The organism is Thermococcus sp. PK (genome assembly GCF_000430485.1).
In the GTDB taxonomy this organism is placed as follows: Archaea; Methanobacteriota_B; Thermococci; order Thermococcales; family Thermococcaceae; genus Thermococcus_A; species Thermococcus_A bergensis.
The window spans coordinates 285,779-304,165 of the sequence record NZ_KE387149.1; the positions used below are offsets into that span (position 1 = coordinate 285,779).

General features: G+C 41.6%; 19 protein-coding genes. 7 read left to right on the forward strand and 12 right to left on the reverse strand.

Annotation, left to right across the window (positions count from 1 at the left end):
* From THEPK_RS03450 to THEPK_RS03480, 7 genes are all read right to left on the reverse strand, one after another.
* Positions 1 to 329: hypothetical protein (locus THEPK_RS03450; protein ID WP_042698390.1), on the reverse strand; the 329-nt coding region annotated here is incomplete at its 3' end.
* A gap of 50 nt (positions 330 to 379) precedes the next feature.
* Positions 380 to 802, reverse strand: a complete 423-nt coding sequence (locus THEPK_RS03455) for a hypothetical protein (protein WP_156882076.1) — start codon at positions 800 to 802, stop codon at positions 380 to 382.
* Between the two features lie 62 nt (positions 803 to 864).
* A complete protein-coding gene (locus THEPK_RS03460) occupies positions 865 to 2,169 on the reverse strand; it encodes a transglutaminase-like domain-containing protein (RefSeq protein ID WP_232194561.1) in 1,305 nt (434 codons plus the stop codon).
* 115 nt (positions 2,170 to 2,284) lie between these two features.
* Positions 2,285 to 3,106, reverse strand: coding sequence for an HAD-IIA family hydrolase (locus THEPK_RS03465; protein WP_042698396.1), 822 nt, complete (start codon positions 3,104 to 3,106; stop codon positions 2,285 to 2,287).
* A gap of 40 nt (positions 3,107 to 3,146) precedes the next feature.
* Positions 3,147 to 3,740 (reverse strand): TasA family protein, encoded by a 594-nt coding sequence (locus THEPK_RS03470; protein ID WP_042698399.1) that lies wholly within the window; start codon positions 3,738 to 3,740, stop codon positions 3,147 to 3,149.
* 109 nt (positions 3,741 to 3,849) lie between these two features.
* Complete coding sequence (locus THEPK_RS03475; protein ID WP_042698402.1) at positions 3,850 to 4,836, reverse strand: DUF1616 domain-containing protein; 987 nt, start codon at positions 4,834 to 4,836, stop codon at positions 3,850 to 3,852.
* 31 nt (positions 4,837 to 4,867) lie between these two features.
* The gene (locus tag THEPK_RS03480) at positions 4,868 to 6,223 is read right to left on the reverse strand and encodes an ATP-binding protein (protein WP_232194515.1); all 1,356 of its coding nucleotides are present in this window, start codon (positions 6,221 to 6,223) and stop codon (positions 4,868 to 4,870) included.
* Between the two features lie 102 nt (positions 6,224 to 6,325).
* Between THEPK_RS03480 and THEPK_RS03485 the strand changes: the two genes are divergently transcribed.
* Positions 6,326 to 6,550 (forward strand): division/cell wall cluster transcriptional repressor MraZ, encoded by a 225-nt coding sequence (locus THEPK_RS03485; RefSeq protein ID WP_198011282.1) that lies wholly within the window; start codon positions 6,326 to 6,328, stop codon positions 6,548 to 6,550.
* Between the two features lie 39 nt (positions 6,551 to 6,589).
* On the opposite strand, the gene THEPK_RS03490 is transcribed toward THEPK_RS03485, so the two are convergent.
* The 5 genes from THEPK_RS03490 to THEPK_RS03510 all read right to left on the reverse strand — a co-directional run bounded on the left by THEPK_RS03490 (position 6,590) and on the right by THEPK_RS03510 (position 10,222).
* Positions 6,590 to 7,978: an ATP-binding protein gene (locus THEPK_RS03490; protein ID WP_042698408.1), complete on the reverse strand. Its 1,389-nt coding sequence runs from the start codon at positions 7,976 to 7,978 to the stop codon at positions 6,590 to 6,592.
* A gap of 123 nt (positions 7,979 to 8,101) precedes the next feature.
* Positions 8,102 to 8,302, reverse strand: coding sequence for a hypothetical protein (locus tag THEPK_RS03495; protein WP_232194516.1), 201 nt, complete (start codon positions 8,300 to 8,302; stop codon positions 8,102 to 8,104).
* Positions 8,292 to 8,888: a hypothetical protein gene (locus THEPK_RS03500; RefSeq protein WP_232194517.1), complete on the reverse strand. Its 597-nt coding sequence runs from the start codon at positions 8,886 to 8,888 to the stop codon at positions 8,292 to 8,294. Before THEPK_RS03500 ends, THEPK_RS03495 begins: the two co-directional genes overlap by 11 nt.
* 342 nt (positions 8,889 to 9,230) lie before the next feature.
* Positions 9,231 to 9,473, reverse strand: a complete 243-nt coding sequence (locus THEPK_RS03505) for a hypothetical protein (RefSeq protein ID WP_042698416.1) — start codon at positions 9,471 to 9,473, stop codon at positions 9,231 to 9,233.
* The gene (locus THEPK_RS03510; RefSeq protein WP_042698419.1) at positions 9,464 to 10,222 is read right to left on the reverse strand and encodes a hypothetical protein; all 759 of its coding nucleotides are present in this window, start codon (positions 10,220 to 10,222) and stop codon (positions 9,464 to 9,466) included. The genes THEPK_RS03505 and THEPK_RS03510 overlap by 10 nt, the downstream gene beginning before the upstream one ends.
* A gap of 71 nt (positions 10,223 to 10,293) precedes the next feature.
* Here THEPK_RS03510 and THEPK_RS03515 point away from each other — a divergent pair, with 71 nt between their 5' ends.
* The 6 genes from THEPK_RS03515 to THEPK_RS03540 are packed head-to-tail and all read left to right on the forward strand — an operon-like array spanning position 10,294 to position 18,164.
* Positions 10,294 to 12,156, forward strand: a complete 1,863-nt coding sequence (locus THEPK_RS03515; protein WP_042698421.1) for a hypothetical protein — start codon at positions 10,294 to 10,296, stop codon at positions 12,154 to 12,156.
* Positions 12,153 to 13,163 (forward strand): DUF4350 domain-containing protein, encoded by a 1,011-nt coding sequence (locus tag THEPK_RS03520; RefSeq protein WP_042698424.1) that lies wholly within the window; start codon positions 12,153 to 12,155, stop codon positions 13,161 to 13,163. Before THEPK_RS03515 ends, THEPK_RS03520 begins: the two co-directional genes overlap by 4 nt.
* A gap of 1 nt (position 13,164) precedes the next feature.
* Positions 13,165 to 14,094, forward strand: a complete 930-nt coding sequence (locus THEPK_RS03525) for an AAA family ATPase (RefSeq protein WP_042698427.1) — start codon at positions 13,165 to 13,167, stop codon at positions 14,092 to 14,094.
* Entirely contained in the window at positions 14,091 to 15,377 is a 1,287-nt protein-coding gene (locus THEPK_RS03530; protein ID WP_042698430.1) for a DUF58 domain-containing protein, read from the forward strand. Before THEPK_RS03525 ends, THEPK_RS03530 begins: the two co-directional genes overlap by 4 nt.
* Positions 15,374 to 15,883, forward strand: coding sequence for a hypothetical protein (locus THEPK_RS03535; protein WP_042698433.1), 510 nt, complete (start codon positions 15,374 to 15,376; stop codon positions 15,881 to 15,883). The genes THEPK_RS03530 and THEPK_RS03535 overlap by 4 nt, the downstream gene beginning before the upstream one ends.
* Positions 15,867 to 18,164 carry an STT3 domain-containing protein gene (locus THEPK_RS03540; protein WP_042698436.1) on the forward strand — a complete coding sequence of 766 codons (2,298 nt, stop codon included), beginning with the start codon at positions 15,867 to 15,869 and terminating at the stop codon, positions 18,162 to 18,164. The genes THEPK_RS03535 and THEPK_RS03540 overlap by 17 nt, the downstream gene beginning before the upstream one ends.
* Positions 18,165 to 18,387: the final 223 nt, after the last annotated feature.

The following is an 18,387-nucleotide window of genomic DNA, read 5'->3' on the forward strand; positions in this document are numbered from 1 at the left end:
CCATAACACATTACCCCAAGCAGGATTCGGGTTACAGTAGTCTTTTTCAGAAAACAGGGGATCCTACTGCCAAACCACGTTGTAAACGCACCCCAGAACCCCTCATGAGGATTCCTATGCCTGTACTCTTCTTCAGAAAACACTCTGTCTCTCTTCTTACTACCAAAACCACCTGGAGCGTTCTTAGTTTTCTTAACAATCGGCCGATAACCCTTTTCCACCACAGTGTTCAGAACTTTCTTTGAATCATAAGCCCCATCAGCATAAAAATTCCCAGAACCCCCCGGCAGGAGTTCAATCAGCTCGTTCTCAGAAGTTGTGATCTTCACAGCAACCGGATACAGTAAACCCGGCAGGATTCTCGTTATTGCCTGAACTTCTATCCTGCCCTTTTTTTATTTGTAATAATGGTTGAGTCTGCTTGAGTGCTGGCGTAGGGTAATTTCTGGAGTTTTTTCAGGAGGTGGTTTGTCAGTTCTTCGAGGTTCAGCTTTTTCTCCCAGTTGTGGAGGGTTGAGTAGTGAATGTTTGCTCCGAAGAATTTTCTGCCGTAGTGCTGGGCGTCTCTGAGGGGTAGGTTGTAGTATTGTTTAAAGAGGAGTATTGCCAGTATTGTTTTTACTGGAAATTTTTTGGATTTTGGCAGGTTCTTCAGCTTTCCTTCTGATTCGAAGTCTGCTAAAACGTCAAGAATTGCGAATGCCACGCTTTCAGGGTCTTTGAGTCTGTGATCCCATCTGGGGATCACGACAACCACCCGAAAGAATTCAGCAAAAACCCTAATAAAGGTTACTATAAACACGCCCCGATGCTCCATGTGCTCCATTGGAATCTTATGATTTAAAAAACCAAAGGAATATTGCCTCAGTACGGAATTAATGCACGGTGGAACTGGGCATGAAAGTTGAAATGTCCAAATACTAGAACTTCGCCGAAGGGCTCTTCTTTTACCTCCACTTTTAGGATATAATAGGGTGTTTCAAAATAAGCCGTTCCATTTCTCACGTTTAGGTCTTTCTCTCTGTATACGTAGTAATCACCTTTTTTGTAAAGGGGTGTTATGGGCTTTCCATTATTTGTGAAGTACAAGGGCAGCTTGATGCCACTTATCTTTACGTAATATTTCCCTCGCCAATGAATTACTGTTATGTTTGTATTTACCGTTTTGTTTTCAAAATAACCCCCATATGACCAGTTGAAAGTTTGGGGAATTATTAGGGAGTAGCCACCGGGGTAGTAGTCGATCTGATTCTTTTCTGGCTCGTATACAACTATGCCTGTACTACTTGACTCCACAATCTTCATGTTTTTGTAGTTTACCTCATTTACCTCCGTGGTGTAGTTTTGCACATTTTCAATTCTGAAAAGTGGGATTCCATCTGGGGCATATGGAGTGTAATTTCCAATGTATACGGCTAGATTATCCTTTAAGAGTGGGTGAAGGGGATCTTTTTGTCTTGTTGGGTCTAGGGGATACCAACCCACGGCCGGGTCATGAACTATCACCCATGCGTGTCCAAATCCAGTGTGGGTTGAGAATTCCATGAGCTCTTCGATTGTATCGATATCTTGCGGGGGAATGTAAGGATGTTTTCCTTTTATGGGAATTAGGGCGTATCCACCAGCGTATTTGGCCTCAACTCCGGCGTATCTTAATATACGTTCCATTAGAATAGCCTTGTGTCTGCATACCCCCTTTTTCTTTTTCCAAATTTCATCGATGAGCATGCTAACGTCTTCTTCACGGAAAAAAGTGCGACCTTTTTCTGCGTTGAAAGAAACGTCCTCGTATTTGATGTTTTGGTTGACAAACCAAGAAACTTTCCACGCAAACTCTGCAATCGTTTCACTTGACTCTGCGATCTCTCTGGTGATCTCTTTGAGCTCCTCTGGTAGGTAAATGGATTCGTTATAATTAGGAACAAACCTCGATGAGTTTTTTGGAGCCGCCCATACTAGTTTTCTTTTCCCAGCATAGAGGCTGTATTCCACGGCAAGAGAAGAGAGCGTTATCTTTTCCTCGCTTTCAGTTGTTGAGGTGTACATATGGCTTGAGAGGAGGTTCATTTTTGTTGTACCGGGCTCTCCGGAGAGGATCACGTACTTGATTTCCAAACTACCTATAGGAATGACTAGGGCATTTGCTGGGAGTGCCGTTGATATTATCATGAACAATAGAATGATTGATTTCAGTTGGGCGGATTTCATAGGCATCCCGGAAGGGATGATTTTACGAAAAAAGATGATGAGAACAGATTAAAAAGCTTATGGGGTGAAAGTTTCTTTAATGCTCTTTATTCCTGTGGTTTTGTTGCTCCAGGTAAACCTCCAGATATTTTATGAGCTCTTTTATGCTTGGCATAACAATGTCAGGTTTTACTTTGCTCTTTTCAATGTCTTTAAGTGTGTTAACCCCTGTGAGCACCATTATCGCTTTGGCGTTTATTCTCTTAGCAAACTCTATATCTGTGTCTAACCTATCCCCTACAACCCAGATTTCATCGGCGTTCAGCTTCTCTTTTACAACTTCAAAAACCGGCTTGTTGGGCTTGCCAATTATTAAGGGTTCCTTCTCTGTTGCAGCTTTTAGAGCGGCAATTATCGAGCCAGCCCCGGGCAAAATGCCCTCTTCACTTGGGTAAGTTGTATCGGGGTTAGTCCCTATAAAGAGCGCGCCATTTCTTATGGCCAAGCAGCCGTATTTGAGCTTTTCATAGGTAAGCTTTGGGTCAAGACCTACCACAACGTATTTTATTTCCCTCCACCGTTCCTTTGCATCCTCAACGCTTATTACAGGCCAGCCTATTGATTTTATCTCTTCCACAAGCCCTTCCCCGCCGATTACAAAAACGTTGCCTTTCTCAAAGTTCTTTGCCAAATATCTGGCCGCTGCATAGCCAGAGGTTACTATCTGCTCTTCTTTTACCTCAATCCCCATCTTTTGGAGCTTTTCTTTGTACATTCTTGCGTTTCTGGTGGAATTGTTTGTGAGGAAAACAAAGGGAATCCCATTCGCTTTTAAGAACTCAATGACTTCTTTAGCCCCTTCAATGGGTTCTTTCCCTCTGTAGATTACCCCGTCCATATCAAAAATGATTCCGATCATAACTAGCACCAAGAAAGAAAGGAAGAGGGAATTTAAAAATTCACTGTTCCGCGTAAATTTGAAGGGAAACCAGGCATAGGTCTTTTTGGATTTCATTGGTTGCGTTTGGATCCACGAGGAAGAATATTGTGACTTTGAGGCTTTCTGAGGGGGCAAGAGGGGAATATAATATGGATATCGACTGGTTGTTGAGCTCGTAAAGAGTCATTCCAGAATATTCGCTGAGAGTATAGGTTTCATTGCTTCTTGTTATCGCTATCCACTCAACTATGAGGCTTTTACTGAGCTCTCCGACTTCTGGAGTAGAATCTACAAGTGCTTCTGCTTCTGTAAGCTCTCCATCTTCCAAGTCCTGAACCTTCAGGATTATGATTACTTTTGTGATGCTTATGTCACCGCTGTTTTTTATGTAGAAGCTGGCGTTTACTTCATCCCCTGGTTTTAAGTCGTCAAACTCAAAGAGCTTCAAATCATTGTAAAATCTTTCCCCGGTTTTGCTTATTCTTACGTCAAATTCGCCCGTGGAAATTTCATTATTCTCCGAGAGGCTGAGGTCGCTGAACAAGGCGCTTATCTTAATTCCACTAAATCCCAGGAGCAGTCCTGCAATTAGAAAAGCTAGCTCTTTTTTCATGGCTAGGGCACCTCCCACACTACAATAAAGTTAAGTAAAATCAAACTTAAAAATGTTTGTAATATTTTACTTCAACTAGTATAAAGAAGTGCAGAAGCAAGGTTCCAGCTCAGATCCCTCTGACCTCAATGTTGAGCTTTAGAGCCTGTATTTTGCCTTCTATGGCATCTAGAATTCTCTGCGTGGCGTTTGTTTGAGCATAATCGCCGTTTATCGGGCTTGACAGTGGGGGTCTTTCATCCTTAAAGAGTAAAAACCAGAGCTGCCACTTTCCGGGCTTGTCTATTGTGAAAGTATAGTTCACCTCCCATTGAGGCGTCCAGTTGCCCTCAAGGCTAACGGGCTTGTGGGGTAAAGTGACGTTGAAATAATCCATAAGGTACATATTATAAATAACGGTTTCGTTCGTCGTGAAGTTGTAGGTTAAGTTAACAAGCCAGACTTCAACGTGGTATGTTACATTCCTGTACTCGTGGTTTGCTATTCCCAGAATTACGGTGGCGTTTTCCCCTACAAAAAGCTCCGTTGGATAATCGGCGGCTTTTCCTTCTGGGCCGAGGATGTAGAACTCGGTGAACTTTTCGCCCGGCTTCGGGTGGGTTATAACGTAGCCAAGGGTTGCTATGGAGGAGATGATTGCCATGATTAAAATAACGGTTAGGGCTTTGTCGAGTTTGCTTGATTGCTCCCACTCGAGCTCTTCTTTAAGTTTTTCAATGCTTATTCTTGGAATCCAGGGGTTAATGGCGTTAGCCCTTCTGTATATTGCTACAAGGGCAAAGATTACGTTGAAAACTGTTAAGCTCGCAAGAATTGGAATTAACCTTATCCCCCATGGGGTGTAGTTTAGGAGCAAACCTATGAGGGGCACGATTGCAATGCTCAGACCAAGGCTCAAAGCCAGCCTCTCAAGGTTGTCAAGCTCCTTCTTCTCTGGGAAAAGGGCAGTTATGAAAACATAGCCCGGAAAGAAGAGCACGAAGGCTAAGCCAAGGGCTTTCCTAAGCAGGCTGTCTGGGTAGAAGGCTATGAGGAAGTCAAGGAGGAGCGATAGTGCGATTATCGTTATGAGGTCCCAGTAATCTCTAAGATCCATTTGACCACCAAGAGGATAAAGAAGGGGAGGCTTAAAATTCTTTTGCAAACTCTAAATCCAAAAGAAACTTCCAGAGTGGAATTAGTTTTACCTTTTTGTTTCCGTGAGTTTCCTCTCCTTCTTCATTTGCAGTTATGATAAGGCCTTTGTCAAGATTAAAGACATCCATTGCCTCCAATATGGCTTCTACTTCTCTTTCGTGGCTTTCTCTTAAATCCCAAGTTACTTGGATTGCTTTTGTTACTTTTAACCCTTCTTTGATAATGAAATCAACTTCTCTCTTGCCCTTGTAGTAGAACAAGTTGTTTTCTCCATATTTTTTAATGAGATTTACGGCAACTGCATTCTCGGCTAACCTGCCTAGATTTTTGGAGAAGCTTAACGCCACGGAGGTCGCTAATCCCGTATCTACGGCATAAATTTTCTTTGGGTACTTCTTTACATCTTTTATTTTTGGAGAAAAAGGTGGGATTGTGAAGAGCAGATAACTTTCTCTGAGGGCTTCTATTACCTCCGCAACAAAATTTGGAGAGACTTTCCTCTTTAGGATTCCGGCCAGTTCATTTCTTAGACTGCTTATGCTCTTAAGAGAAGAGAACGAGTTTATGGCCAATTCTGCAACCAGTTTGACTGAATTTACTTCCCTAAATCCATGCCGAAATACAACGTCTCTCATTACGATGCCGTCAAAAAGCTCCTTGAGTATTTCTCTTTTTAAGAATTCATCCTCTTCCAGAACCACTCTTGGAAATCCCCCGAATTGGAGGTACTCTATTAGGAGTCTCTCTATTTTAGCTCTGTTTTTTATAATGTCTAGCTGGTTCTTAACCGCAATCCCTTTGAATTTCAAGAACTCTCGGAAACTGAGCGGGAAAACTTCGAGAGTTAGCGAACGTCCGGTTAATGCAGTTGATACCTCACTTTTTAAAAGGGAAGACGTTGATCCAGTTACAATTATTTGGACGTTTTCTTTTTCCATTGCTCTCCGAACCCATTTTTCCCAGTTCTCAATGTTTTGGATTTCATCAAGGACTATCAACGCAAATTTATCTCTGTTGACAAACGTTCTGTACGCTTGATAGATCTCATCCAAGAGCTCTAAACTTAGGTAAGGATGAAACCTTGGATCTTCTAGGTTTACGTAGAGGGTTTGTTCGGGGCCAAGTCCAGAGTCTATGGCTTTTTTCAAAAACTGCTTTGTTAGAAAGGTCTTTCCTGATCTTCTAACTCCAATAATCGATATTGAGAAGTCCTTAGCTTTGGCAAGTTTGCTAAGCCGTTTTAAGTAGTAATCCCTTTCTATTCCAATCTCTTGAGGCCTGCCCCAAAAATTATCTACACTGATCAGCTCAATAATTTCTTCTCTTTTCAACATCTTATATCCCATAGAATATAAATTTTTGATGTTTTTATATTTTATGGAATATAGATTTGCGCCCTTGCTTATGATACCAAAAACCATATCTTAGAATTTATTGTTCTAGGATAAATGGTGGTCGTGATAGGGAAACTTAAGAAGATAGACCCTCAAGGAAGAATTGTCATTCCAAAGGAGTTGCGTGAAAAGTGGGGGAATGAGGTTGTACTTATTGAGCTCGAAGATAGGATGGAAATTCTTCCACGGAAGAAGCCAAACTTCTCCAAGTTCTTTGATATAATTGAGGTTAAAGTCAAAGGGGAGGATCTCGAAAAAGAGCTGTTGGAGTGTCTTTGACAAGCACTTTGAGAACCTCGATGTGATAATTCTCAATGACTAGCTTTGAGCGGCTATTAATCTTTCCAGATCTTTTAAATCCCAGCATGTGGCATCAGGGGCTCTCTTTTTAAAGCTCTTTGCAATTATTAGGAATTCTTTCTCCCCCTCCCATTTTGTTAATTCCGCTTTTTCCATTAAATCTTCCAAAACTTTTTTTCCATTAACGTCATCTCTCCATTTAACCTCAATAAACAAAGCTTTGTTGCCTTTTGTTGCAACGAGGTCAATTTCGTAGCTTCCTTTCTGGCTCTTACCCCATTGTGGCCCAATTTCGTCGAATTCCAGAACTCCCCTCTGGTTCAGTTCAACGAGAATATCCCTCACAACCCTTTCGAATATCCTGCCAAAATAGTTGGGGAAGCCATTTTCAATTTTCCTTATTAGGGCATCATAGTTCTCTGTTTCAACCAGATTCTGGTTCTTTCGTATGAAGGTAAACCAGAAGTTTAGGAAGTAATCGTTGATTATATAACGGGATTTTTTACTTTTTTTCTCCAGCAGGGGTTTTTCTCTTGAAATCAAATTGAAATATTCTTCCAGGGCTTTCAGGTACTTCGTTATGGTAGTGGGTTTCTGGGAGATTGCGTTTGCTATCTCAACGAGGGTGTTTCTACTGTTCGCAATGGCTTCCAAGATAGAAAAATATATCTTGTGGGCTCTCCCAAACTCTTCTATGAGCAAAGCCTCACCCTCGCTCTGCAGAATAGAGGAAAATCTTAGCATCTCTTCCAGAAAGCTGAAGAAAGTCTTTTCGTTAAATAGTTCAAGATACTCATAATACTTAGGCACGCCACCAAAAACTCCATAAAACTTTATTTTTTCCTCAAAGTCCTTTATACCAAGGTCATCAAGCATTTGAAAAATAATACTTGGTTTCAACGGCTTGAGGTCTATATAAAGGTCGCTCCTACCATACAGGGGGGATTTTCTAAGGAGGAACACCTTTTTCATCATCCCTATGTAAGATCCAGAAAGCACAATGAAAAAGCGTTTCTCTTCTTTGTATTTATCCCAGAACTTTTGAAGGTCGTAAATTATGGAGGGGTTTATTTTGAGAAAGTTCTGGAACTCATCAAAAAATATTGCTATCTTATCTTGGGTTTTGAACAAGAAGCTCAAAAAATCCTCAAAGTTCTCAAATTTTGGGGAATAGCCAAGCTTTTCGCTTATCTCCTCCTGAAAGTCCTCAAGTAAGAGTGACTCCTCCTTCACCGATACAAAAAAGTCTAAGTAAGGAATATTTTTCCTTGAGAAAAATTCTCTAACGAGTCTTGTTTTTCCAATTCTACGTCTACCAGTAATTATAACTAGGGAAGACCTCCTTTTTATGAGGTTAAAGCTTTTTTCCAGGGCTTCGAGCTCCTTCTCCCTGTCGTAGAATTTCATTTATTATCCACCTATAGGATTATCCTGTTTCTGGATATTTATATTTTTCGGTTGAACTCTATAACTATAGGAAAGATTATCCTGTCTCTGGATATTCTTTGCTTTTTAGGAATAGAAAGCCAACTAATTTCTAGCCTTTTTGACTCGTTCTTTAATTTTCAAATATTCTTTCTTTGACAGAGGAAAGTTCTTTGCATTTTCTAAGAGAGCATTAATGAATTCAGCCTGCTGGGCGCTCCACACTTCATTCGGTGTTTTCTTGAGCCACTCAACATAACGTTTTATGAATTTTATTCGCTCTTCCATGTCTCTCCTAGAGCTCAAAATCAGCCACCCCGAGCTGTTCTTTCCAGTATTGAAGCTTTTCGTTGTTGATGTGTTCTTTAAAAAGCTCGCGCAAAAACACTGCGTCTTCTATATCTTTATCACCACCAAGATAGATTTTGTAAGCTATCTGCAACTCTATAGGTGAGATAAATATTCTTCTTCCATCAACGACGACCTCAACTCTGTCCTTCAGAGCCTCCAAATGAAACCTATCCTTTGGGGGCTTTATTTCAGCATTTGGAAAAATAGTCCCTTTTTCACACACTCTAATTGCTTGTTTTTCGCTTAGCATTTCAAAGAGCTCAAGAGGATCGTCTGAGTTTATGAATTCAAAGTTGTTTTCCATAAAATCACTGAACACTTCGTTAAACTTATCAAAAGAGATCGGTGAAATCACAATGTCTATGTCCTCTGTACCTCGAGAACGGCCAAATAGAATTGAGACATAACCACTCACTATTACGTATTCGGTGTATTTTTCTAAGATTGAGGTAACTTTAAAGACGAATTCATCAAGTTTATTAATTCGCTTGTTGGCGAGGATTATTCTTTTCTCTTCAAACGTTATCTCCACTTTTTTCACCAATGAAGATAGTTTTTAGAATCTTAAATAGATTGCGCACTGACTTCCTACCCGCCCTAAAGGGTTAGGGTTCCATCGAATTAACCCCCTCGCTAATGCCGGCTTTTTGAAACTACAAGATTAAAAAGGCAAATCGATTTATTATGCTAAGGCACATGGTACAGTACACATAATGTACCGTGTACTCTGTACCATGCTATGCATTGAGTACATTCTGTCTGTTAATTATTATGCTGACCTTCCGAATCATCGTGGCAAGAAATGTGCATGAAGTCTTAAAATGATTAAAAATCAGTGAAACTAATGTGTTTTTGTATACCAAACGTCCTGAAGGGAGGAGCTTTAACCACTCAAAACCTCGTACACCTTCTTCATGACTATGATTGCGAAGATAACAAGCAAGAGCTCAACTAGGGGCTTTAAGCCTTCCTTTTGTTCCTTGCTTAAGAATAAACTCCCCACTTCGAGGGTTATTAAAAGCCCGATGAGCGTTAGGGTCAGGAATACGTCGACGCTCTTTGTTGCAAGTGCTGATATGAGAACCCATGAGGAGAAGAAAAGTAGCATATAATCTTCTACATCCATTCCCTAACGCCTCCAAGCTTTTTGGCTTTTATTTCAATTCCGTACTCCGTTATTGTAAAGTTCTCACTTTCCAAAACTTCACCTGTGCCTTTTGCAAGAGCCAAGAGAACTGATGAGCACACCGGACAGGCCGTTTGGTTGCAACTTTCTATGCTAGCCCTGCATATCTCCATGTTCGTTGGCTTTACGATAATCCTAAATTCTTTTTCATTTTCCTCCATATGGACTCCTTTGGCAAGATCAAAGGCCCTCAAAACAGAAGATGCAACGCTCTCAACTGTTGAAGGGCCGCTTCCATCAAGTGAGCTTTCAGAATATTCCTCAAACTTTTTAACAAGATCAACTCCCGTTGGCCTTATTAAAAGTCCCATCTGCCTCTCATTAGCCACATTGGTCAAAAAAACCGTCTCCTCATCCATCCTTCCAAGGTCAAGATCAAAATCTTCATGTAGGGGGATGAAATTTCCTCCCTCAGGCATGTTTTCATAGGGAGGTATGTAGAGAGCGTTACCTTCAAGGCCCAAATCCCTTACCATGCGCCGAAGGGTCTCGATGTAGGGAAGTATTAAGTTGTCAAGGGCTTCTCTTTTAACGTGATCCTTGGATTTGAATGTAAAGACTACAAAGCCCAGAAACAGCCCGGCAAAACCCAAATTAATCTGGGTCTGATTAGAATTTATCGCCCCATAGATCAACAAAAAAGCTCCAATGCCTGCTAAAAGAGCGCTTGCTATCTTTTCTGCCCTCATGGTTTTACCCCCTTTACTTTAAAACCATTAACTTTAAAATGTTTGTCATTGTCTTTTGAGTTTGAGGGAAAATGAAGAACAGTGCAGCTTTAATCATTATCACACTTCTGGTCTTCAGCGGTTTTGGATTAGCCATGGAAAGGCATTTTGAATATGAGACCGCCTATGAGAACGATAAGGGGATTTATATCTATTTTAGAGTTATCCTTCTTTACTCTGAGATGGCCCTTGATAAGATAATTGCCGAAGATAACGAGAGCCTTTACTACGCTATTAATGTTGAAACGAAACTAAACACAACTAGAGATGAGATAGAGTTCTACAAGTCCTTTGGAATAAAGTCAAAGGTTGAAAATTATCTGCCTCCTTTTCTAGAGCTTAGCGGGGGTTTAAGGGATATAGCTCTTGGCCAGAAGCTCTTCTTGGATAACATAGAAGTCGTTAAAGAGACAAACGACTGGTATGCCTACGTTAATGCAAGCCAAGGGTTAGAAATGATGGGAGAGGGGATTTCGAGTGCTGAGAGAGCCCTTGATGTGATTGATACCTTTGAGTTCATTGATGAAGACAACACCATCTTAACTCTCGATACATCCTCCCTTAGAGAGAAGCTGGAGAAAATCAAGAGAATGTACTTTGGCTATGAGAAGGTTTTGAACGCCTACAACATATTGCCTCCTGATTTATTGATCCTTTATGCCTCAAACCTTAACCCTTTTGTCTATGATAATGTTACCTTTTACGGCTATGCTTCGGGCTTTGATACTGTTTATCTCCATATCGAAAACCAAACCATAGTTTTGAGGGCTAAAGATGGTAGATTTTTTTATGTGTATTCCTTTGACACGGTTGGTAAGTATGAGGTTTTTGCAACTGGAGTGAAGGACGGAAATGTTGAGAAATCAAACGTCCTTGTAATTAACGTGGTGAAGATTCCCACGAGAATAATTCTCTCTTCTAAGGGAAGTGCATATATCAACGAGAGCATAAGGGTGAGTGGTACTCTGAGGGATTATTATGGAAGGCCCCTAAAAGGAGAAGAAGTATTTGGAGAGTTTGATGGCAAGGGATTCGCGTTAATAACCTCCCCTGATGGAGGTTTTTCATTCAACGTTACGAGTAGTGAGAGCGGAAGAAAAATAGTGAAAGTTACATATCCCGGTAACGAGATTTATGCTGAAAGCAAAGCATCCCTTGGTCTTGTATTCCTCAAATATCCTGTTAGAATAACCATAAAGGCCGATAGAGATCAGATCAAAGAAGGAGAAACTGTAAAGATAATTGGTGAGATAACGGGAGTTAATGGGGAAGTTCCGATAGAGATGTACGTTGATGGTACACTCTACAAATCCTTCCAAGCATCCAAGAATTTTGAAGTTGAACTTGGTTTTAACAACACCGGCCAACATGAGATTTACGCTTATTTCCCTGGGAATCAGTACTACGATGAAGCAAAGTCGAATGTTATAAGCATTGAAGTGGTTGAGTTTTCCATAATGGAGTTCCTTCTCTTTGCCTTGATTCTGATTCTCTTGGGCGGCATTGGATACCTAGCAAGAAAGGCGTACATAAGAAGAAGAACTGGCATAAGCGATGAAGAGTTCGTAAAACTTATGAAAGCCCTTGAAGAGCTTGAAAAGATCGAAAAGATGGAAGAACTAGAAAAGAGAAGAAAAATAATGTCCCTCAGAGAGATGTATAGAGACGTATACCAAAAGCTGCTCAAGTATTACAACCTCAAGCCAAGTATCACTCCAAGAGAGCTTATCAGCAGGTTAAGGGGAGAGAACTTTTCCTACTACTTTGAAAGGATTACACGCATCCATGAGAAACACGTTTACGGCAAAAGACCCTTAAGAAGGCAAGATGTCCTTGAATTCCTTAGAAACGTTGCTAGTTTTATAGCATCATTTATAGTGAGGGAGGAGTTATGAAGAGAGCTGCCTATGTTATTCTTATGGCATTCGGTATCTTTCTTCTCGTGATGCCTTTAAACATACCCGTGTTCTATACCAATACAGACTTCAGCGTTTTCAATGCAAAATGGAACGGGGCCTCAAACTTTGGAAGGCTCCTCTATGAGGAAGCTAGTATAATCCCCATAATAACCTCCTATAACTCCTTTGGTCTTGGTGAGAGAGAAGGTGTTCTCTTGATCCTTGGGCCCGATTTGAGATATTCCTCCCTTGAGATTGATGAGATCAAGAAGTTTCTGGAGAATGGGGGGACTCTCGTCCTAATAGATGACTTTGGAACCGGAAATGACATTTTGAGTGGTCTAAACTTAACGGCCAGGTTTACCGGTCTCGTTCCCATTGATGTCTTCTATTCAAAGAACTACAACTTCCCGGAGCTCGTGAGGATCTTGGATCCAAGGCTAAGTGTTGGAGTGGATAAGTTGATACTCAACGTCCCATCCGTAATAGCTGGGGCCGAAGGTTCAATTTACACGAGCAAAGTGACGGTCATAGGAAACAACCAGAGGCAACTCCCCATAATGAGCGAACTTGAGTATGGAAACGGAAAGATAATCCTGTTTTCGGATCCAAGTGTTTTCATAAACGACATGTTCGAGAAGAACGAGCCCTTCATAAGGAACTTTGTGAACTACATAAAAGCAGATACGATTTATATCGATGAGGCCCATCACTCCAACTTCAATCCCTACGCCGTTGGAACGGTGGTTATTAAAAGAAGCTTGGACAAGATGAAAGTCTTTTATGTGATTTTAGGAGTGGCAATTCTGGCTATACTCGTTGAGAGTGGCCTGGTCTTAGAGGGAATAAGCAGGGTTGTAAATGTCCTGCTAGGCAAAATCTTTAAGGAAAAAGAAAAAAGTTTGGATGATGTGATAGAGGAGTTAAAAAAAGAGGGTTATGATGAAAAGGTTCTTAGGAAGATAATAATGGAAATAAACACCGGAAAAAAGCTAGGTGGTTAAAATGAATGGTAAAGAATTCCTTGAAAAACTCAAAGCTGAAATTCACAATGCCGTTGTTGGAAAAGATGATGTTATAGAACTTTTGGCGGTTGCATTATTGGCCCAAGGACATGTGATCCTTGAGGGTGTGCCGGGAGTTGCAAAAACGACAATAGCAAAGAGCTTTGCGCATGCCATCGGTTTGGAATTTTCGAGAATTCAGCTAACGCCTGATCTATTGCCCGCCGATATAGTGGGAACCGTTTACTACGATCAAAGAACTAGCGAATTCAAGATAAAGAAGGGGCCCATATTTGCTAACGTTGTTGTAGCGGATGAGATCAACAGAGCTCAGCCAAAAACACAGTCCGCTCTTCTTGAAGCAATGCAGGAGGGTCAAGTCACAATAGAGGGAAGAACCCTTCCTCTTCCGAAGCCCTTCCTCTTGATAGCAACCAAAAACCCATTGGAGCACGAAGGAGTTTATACCCTACCAGCAGCCCAAGTTGATAGATTTATGATGAGGATAGAGATGGGCTATCCCGATAAAGAGGAAGAACTTGAAATGCTGCTTAGAAAAGACAAGGGAGAGTTTAGGGAAGTAAAGCAGATATTCACCCCAACTCAGATCTTGAATTTAATGGCCCAGGTTAGAAGGGTCACAACTAGTGAAGAGGTTCTGAAATACCTATATGAAATAATCACCAAAACCAGAAAAGACAACAGACTTTTGGTTGGAGCCTCTCCAAGAGCTGCCGAGCATCTCCTTTATGCTTCGAAAGCCTTGGCTTTCCTCAGAGGGAGAGATTACGTGATACCCGACGACATAAAGGAAATGGCCCCTTATGTATTAGCGCACAGGCTCATCGTTAGGGCCGACTATGAAATTGAAGGAGTTAAGAGCGAGGACGTCATAAGGGAGATTCTCGATGAGGTAGAGGTGCCAGTATGAAAAGAGAGGACTTGCTATGGACACTTTCAGGCCTTGGTTTTGCACATGGATATCTCTCCTCAAATATTTTCAGTGCTTTATTTGGCTTGGGATTAGCTTTGTATACGCTAAAAACCAGAAATAAGTTTAATCCAGAGGTAAAAGTGGATGTTGAGTTTCCCGCAAAGGCTGAGGAAATGAAAAAATCCAAGGTCATTTTAAAGGTCAAAAACCTTGGAAGTGATGTGAAGATTAGGGTAAAGGATGATATTATCCCAAACGTAAGGATTGTCAACGGTGGGACTTACATACTTAAATCGGGGGAGGAGATGTTTATTGATTTCTTTATTATTCCCGAGAAAAAAGGAGAGTATGAGATTCCTCTCAAGATAGAGGTTTATGATTTGAAGGAGCTCTATTTTGAAGAGCTGGAGATTGGTAGGTACAAGCTTGATGTGATGCCTTCCGTTGAGTCGATAAGGGAAGCGGCCAAAGAGGATTATAACTTAAAGATTGGCGAGATTTACAAGAGGAGTGTTTTTCTCGGATTGGAGACACTTGAGCTCGAAGGCCTTAGGAAGTATTTGCCCGGAGATGATTTAAGGAGAATAGACTGGAAGGCCTCCTCCCGTTTGGGAGAGCTTATAGTCAGAGAGTTCATGAAGGAATGGGAGGGGGACATTTACCTGGTCTTAGATGCAACCAAAGAAATGAGGAAAGGGCTGAGGAGGGCGAAGATAGATTATGCATCAACTCCACTTCTCCATCTGGCAACGATACTCTTAAAGAAAAATTATCGGGTGGGTCTTGTTATCTACGATGATGGGGGAGTCAAAATCGTTAAGCCCTCAAGGGGAAGGGAGCAAATGAATAGAATCAGGGCCGCGGTGAAGTTCAAGCCTGAAAAGGGCCTGATAAGTTTAAGGAGCAATGTTATTTTAAGGTTCAGCGAGAAGGGAAGGAAATTCATGGGGAAACTCTTTCCGAGAAAGAGAAGCGGGCTTAGTGAGGCTTTACTTAGCATCAAGGAGCCCTCATATCTAATTATTATCACTGATCTAATGGGCCACACATCACTGCTTTACAGGCTAATGCTCATGCTGAAGAAGAAACACAAAGCCGTAATACTCTCTCCGAATCCAATACTCTTCTATACCGAGGGGATAAATGGGGAAACGCTGAAATTTTTATATGAGAAGTATTTAGAGAGGGAAAAAACGGTTAGGAAGTTCAATACTCTTGTCCCAACAATAGACTTGGGCCCAAGTGATTATCTGAGGGATATCGTGAGGGAGCTGGGATGATCTGGGGAATAATAGCAGTAATAGGAGGTTTGATTTTAGGTGCAAAAGCCATTGTGCTGATACCGTTAGTGTATTTGTTAGCAAGAAAGAGTAAAGATTTTGGGCTCATTGCTTACTTCTTCTATGCTCTTTTGTTAATGAACGAAGTCTTTGTGGAGGACTTTCTTTCTTTTGAGGCAGTTAAAGCCATTTTGCTAGGGGTTCTACCTTCTCTTATGATTCTTAAGGAGGTCTTGGTGGGAGCGTATAAGTTCGAAAAGCCCGAGATTAAAGATTTTATTGATGTTAAGGTTGGTCTTTTTGTTTTGGCGATTTTAGTGTTAATGGCAATTTTAAAGCTTAGATACGAATATCTTTATACAATCGAAAACCAAACTTCCCTTGTGGCCGGGTTGGCCGTTATTTTTGTCTTGCTGAATTTAAGGAAAGAAGTCAAAGGGGTAGAAATGTTTAAGGTGAGGAAGGAGAAATATAAGTTTGGTGAGCGTTATGAAAGATATTTTTAAGCCTAAATTAGCTTTGCCTATATTGACTGTGATTGCGCTCATTCTGAGGTTAATTCCCCTGAGGCACAAATATATGCTCGGCTATGATCCTTATTTTCATTTAGCTTATATCGAGGAGGCTTTGAAAACTGGAGAGTGGTTTAACTTTTTCACAATTGCCGGGGGCCCTTGGGGCTATCAGATTAGTACCTTTCATCCCCTCGGTCTCTGGATGACTCCAGCCTATCTTTACAAGATTTTGAGTGTTTTTGGGGTTTCTCTTTACAACGCTTTCAGAATCACGCCCCTGATTTTTGGTGTTTTGACGGCGGTCTTCTTCTACCTTGCACTCCTGAAGCTCTACGATGAGAAGAGGGCTTTTTTTGCCTCCCTCTTCCTTGCAATAAGCTTTGGTCATGTCTTCAGATCGATGGCCAACTACTACAGGGGAGACAACTACATGCTCTTCTGGTATTCGGTGGCTTTGTTTGGGGTTTCTCTGGCTCTAAGCAAGACCAGAAGAGCGTGGAGATATAAGAGGCTTGTCTTTTATCTAATCCCGGCCCTTGCGAGTGGTCTTGCTTCAGTTTTCTGGCAAGCGTATTATCCGATATTTGTATTCTTGTTGACAAATGCAGTTTTCCTTGCCGTTGGGGCTTTCATCCTAGATAAGAAAAAAAACTTGTTTGACGCCCTAGCTTTGACAATTTCAACAGTCCTTGGAGCACTTATAGCCAACGCACTCGGAGAAAAATTTGGATACGGGATGCTTGGTTATAACCAGATGGGTAAGAGGGTTGCTGAAAAACTTTTACTGGAGTTTGGCACGATAAAAGACGCATACCTCTTAGTTCACGTTAAGTACTTAGTCCCACTAAGTGTAGCTTTCATAGTCTTACTTTTCATCCTTGAAAGATTCGTCAAAGATAAGAGAGTGAGGGCTGGAGTTCTGGTTGGGCTGGCCCTCCTGGGAACGTTCATACTCCTCCACCGCTTCGAGGCATTGAAAGACCTCTCTACCGGGTTCGGGATTTTCCAAGAGGCACCAATTCAGGAAACTCAACCTTCAAGTTTTAGCGACCTATGGAGCGCGTTTTCGATAAGCCTTTTCTTAGCCCCGCTTTTTTTCCTTAGGTTCGTTCCAAAAAGGGCCAAGCTTCCAGATTTTCTGTTTTTGGGTTTAATATTCCCAAGCCTCTACATGATAAAGACATGGACAAGGTTCCTATTTATTGGGTCAATGGCACTGGCACTCATGGCCGGGCTCGGAGTCGTTGAACTCTACGATGCCTTAAGGCCCCGCGTGGACGGAAGGAAAGCCTCCGCCCTTGGCATTGGGTTACTTGTCCTTCTTCCCACGGTTAACACCGGGTTCTCCCTGAAAGAGACGTATTCCCTAAGGCCGTATATGAACGAACACTGGGAGAATGCTTTAACATGGCTTAGAGAAAACTCCAACCAGAATGACATCGTTTTGGCTTGGTGGGACTACGGTCACTGGGTTACCTACTACTCAAGAAGGTCTCCCATTGCTCAGGGCAGTCCAAACTCCGGTGTTGCTCTATACTATCTCGGAAAACTCGACGAGAACTGGGCGATGAGCCTTGGAGTTGATTATGTAATAGTCTCTTATTACGACTTCCTCAAGTTTGGTGCTATCGTTGATACCGCGAGAATGCATCCCAAGTATAACATAACGGAGGAATACGGGATAGTTATATTGCCCATGGTTTCCTCCCTTGGAGCGTTTGTCTTTCAGAAGGAGAACTACAGGGTGATTGTCAAGCCCGGGGAGAAGTGGAATGCCGTGGTGAACGTTGGTGGGAGGACTTTAACTCCAGAGGAGGTTTACGTGGAGTATAAAAGTGAGATAATAAAGCCAGAGCTTTCCTCTTCCACTTCCAACGCTTACCTCTACATAAACCTGAACTACAGGTACGCTATTTTAATGAACGATGAAACATTTAACACAACCCTTGTTAAGCTATTCATAAACCCTGAAGACCCCTATGAGCTGGTCTACTCCGACGGTGGTGTGATAAAAATACTTAAGCTGAAGCATCCCAATGTAAGGATTGAAAAGGCTAATGGAAAGATAACCTTCCACTTTGAGAACGCAACTGGAACTGGACTTGGAATCTGGGGATTCCTCGACAACGGAACGATGGTGTTTGGGAAGTGGTACGACGTTAAGGGTCTGGAAGAGTTCGAGCTGCCAAGTGAGGTCAACGGCACGGTGATAAGGTATGCTTATGCAGAGGGTAAAAAGATCGTTGATAGGGGGGTGTTCAGGAGAAAATAGGGGAAGAACTATTATGTGCAGTTACATCTATAGCAACATTTTGGATAATTATCAATCACATTGTTATTGAAAATCAAGAATAATGAGGGGCGTGTTTAGTTTCACCCCCTGTTATTTAAACAGTATTTGACTCTGAGGAGGATTTTCAGACCATAACACATTACCCCAAGCAGGATTCGGGGATTATCACCTCATCACCATTTTCCAGCAGAGTTTCGAAGGC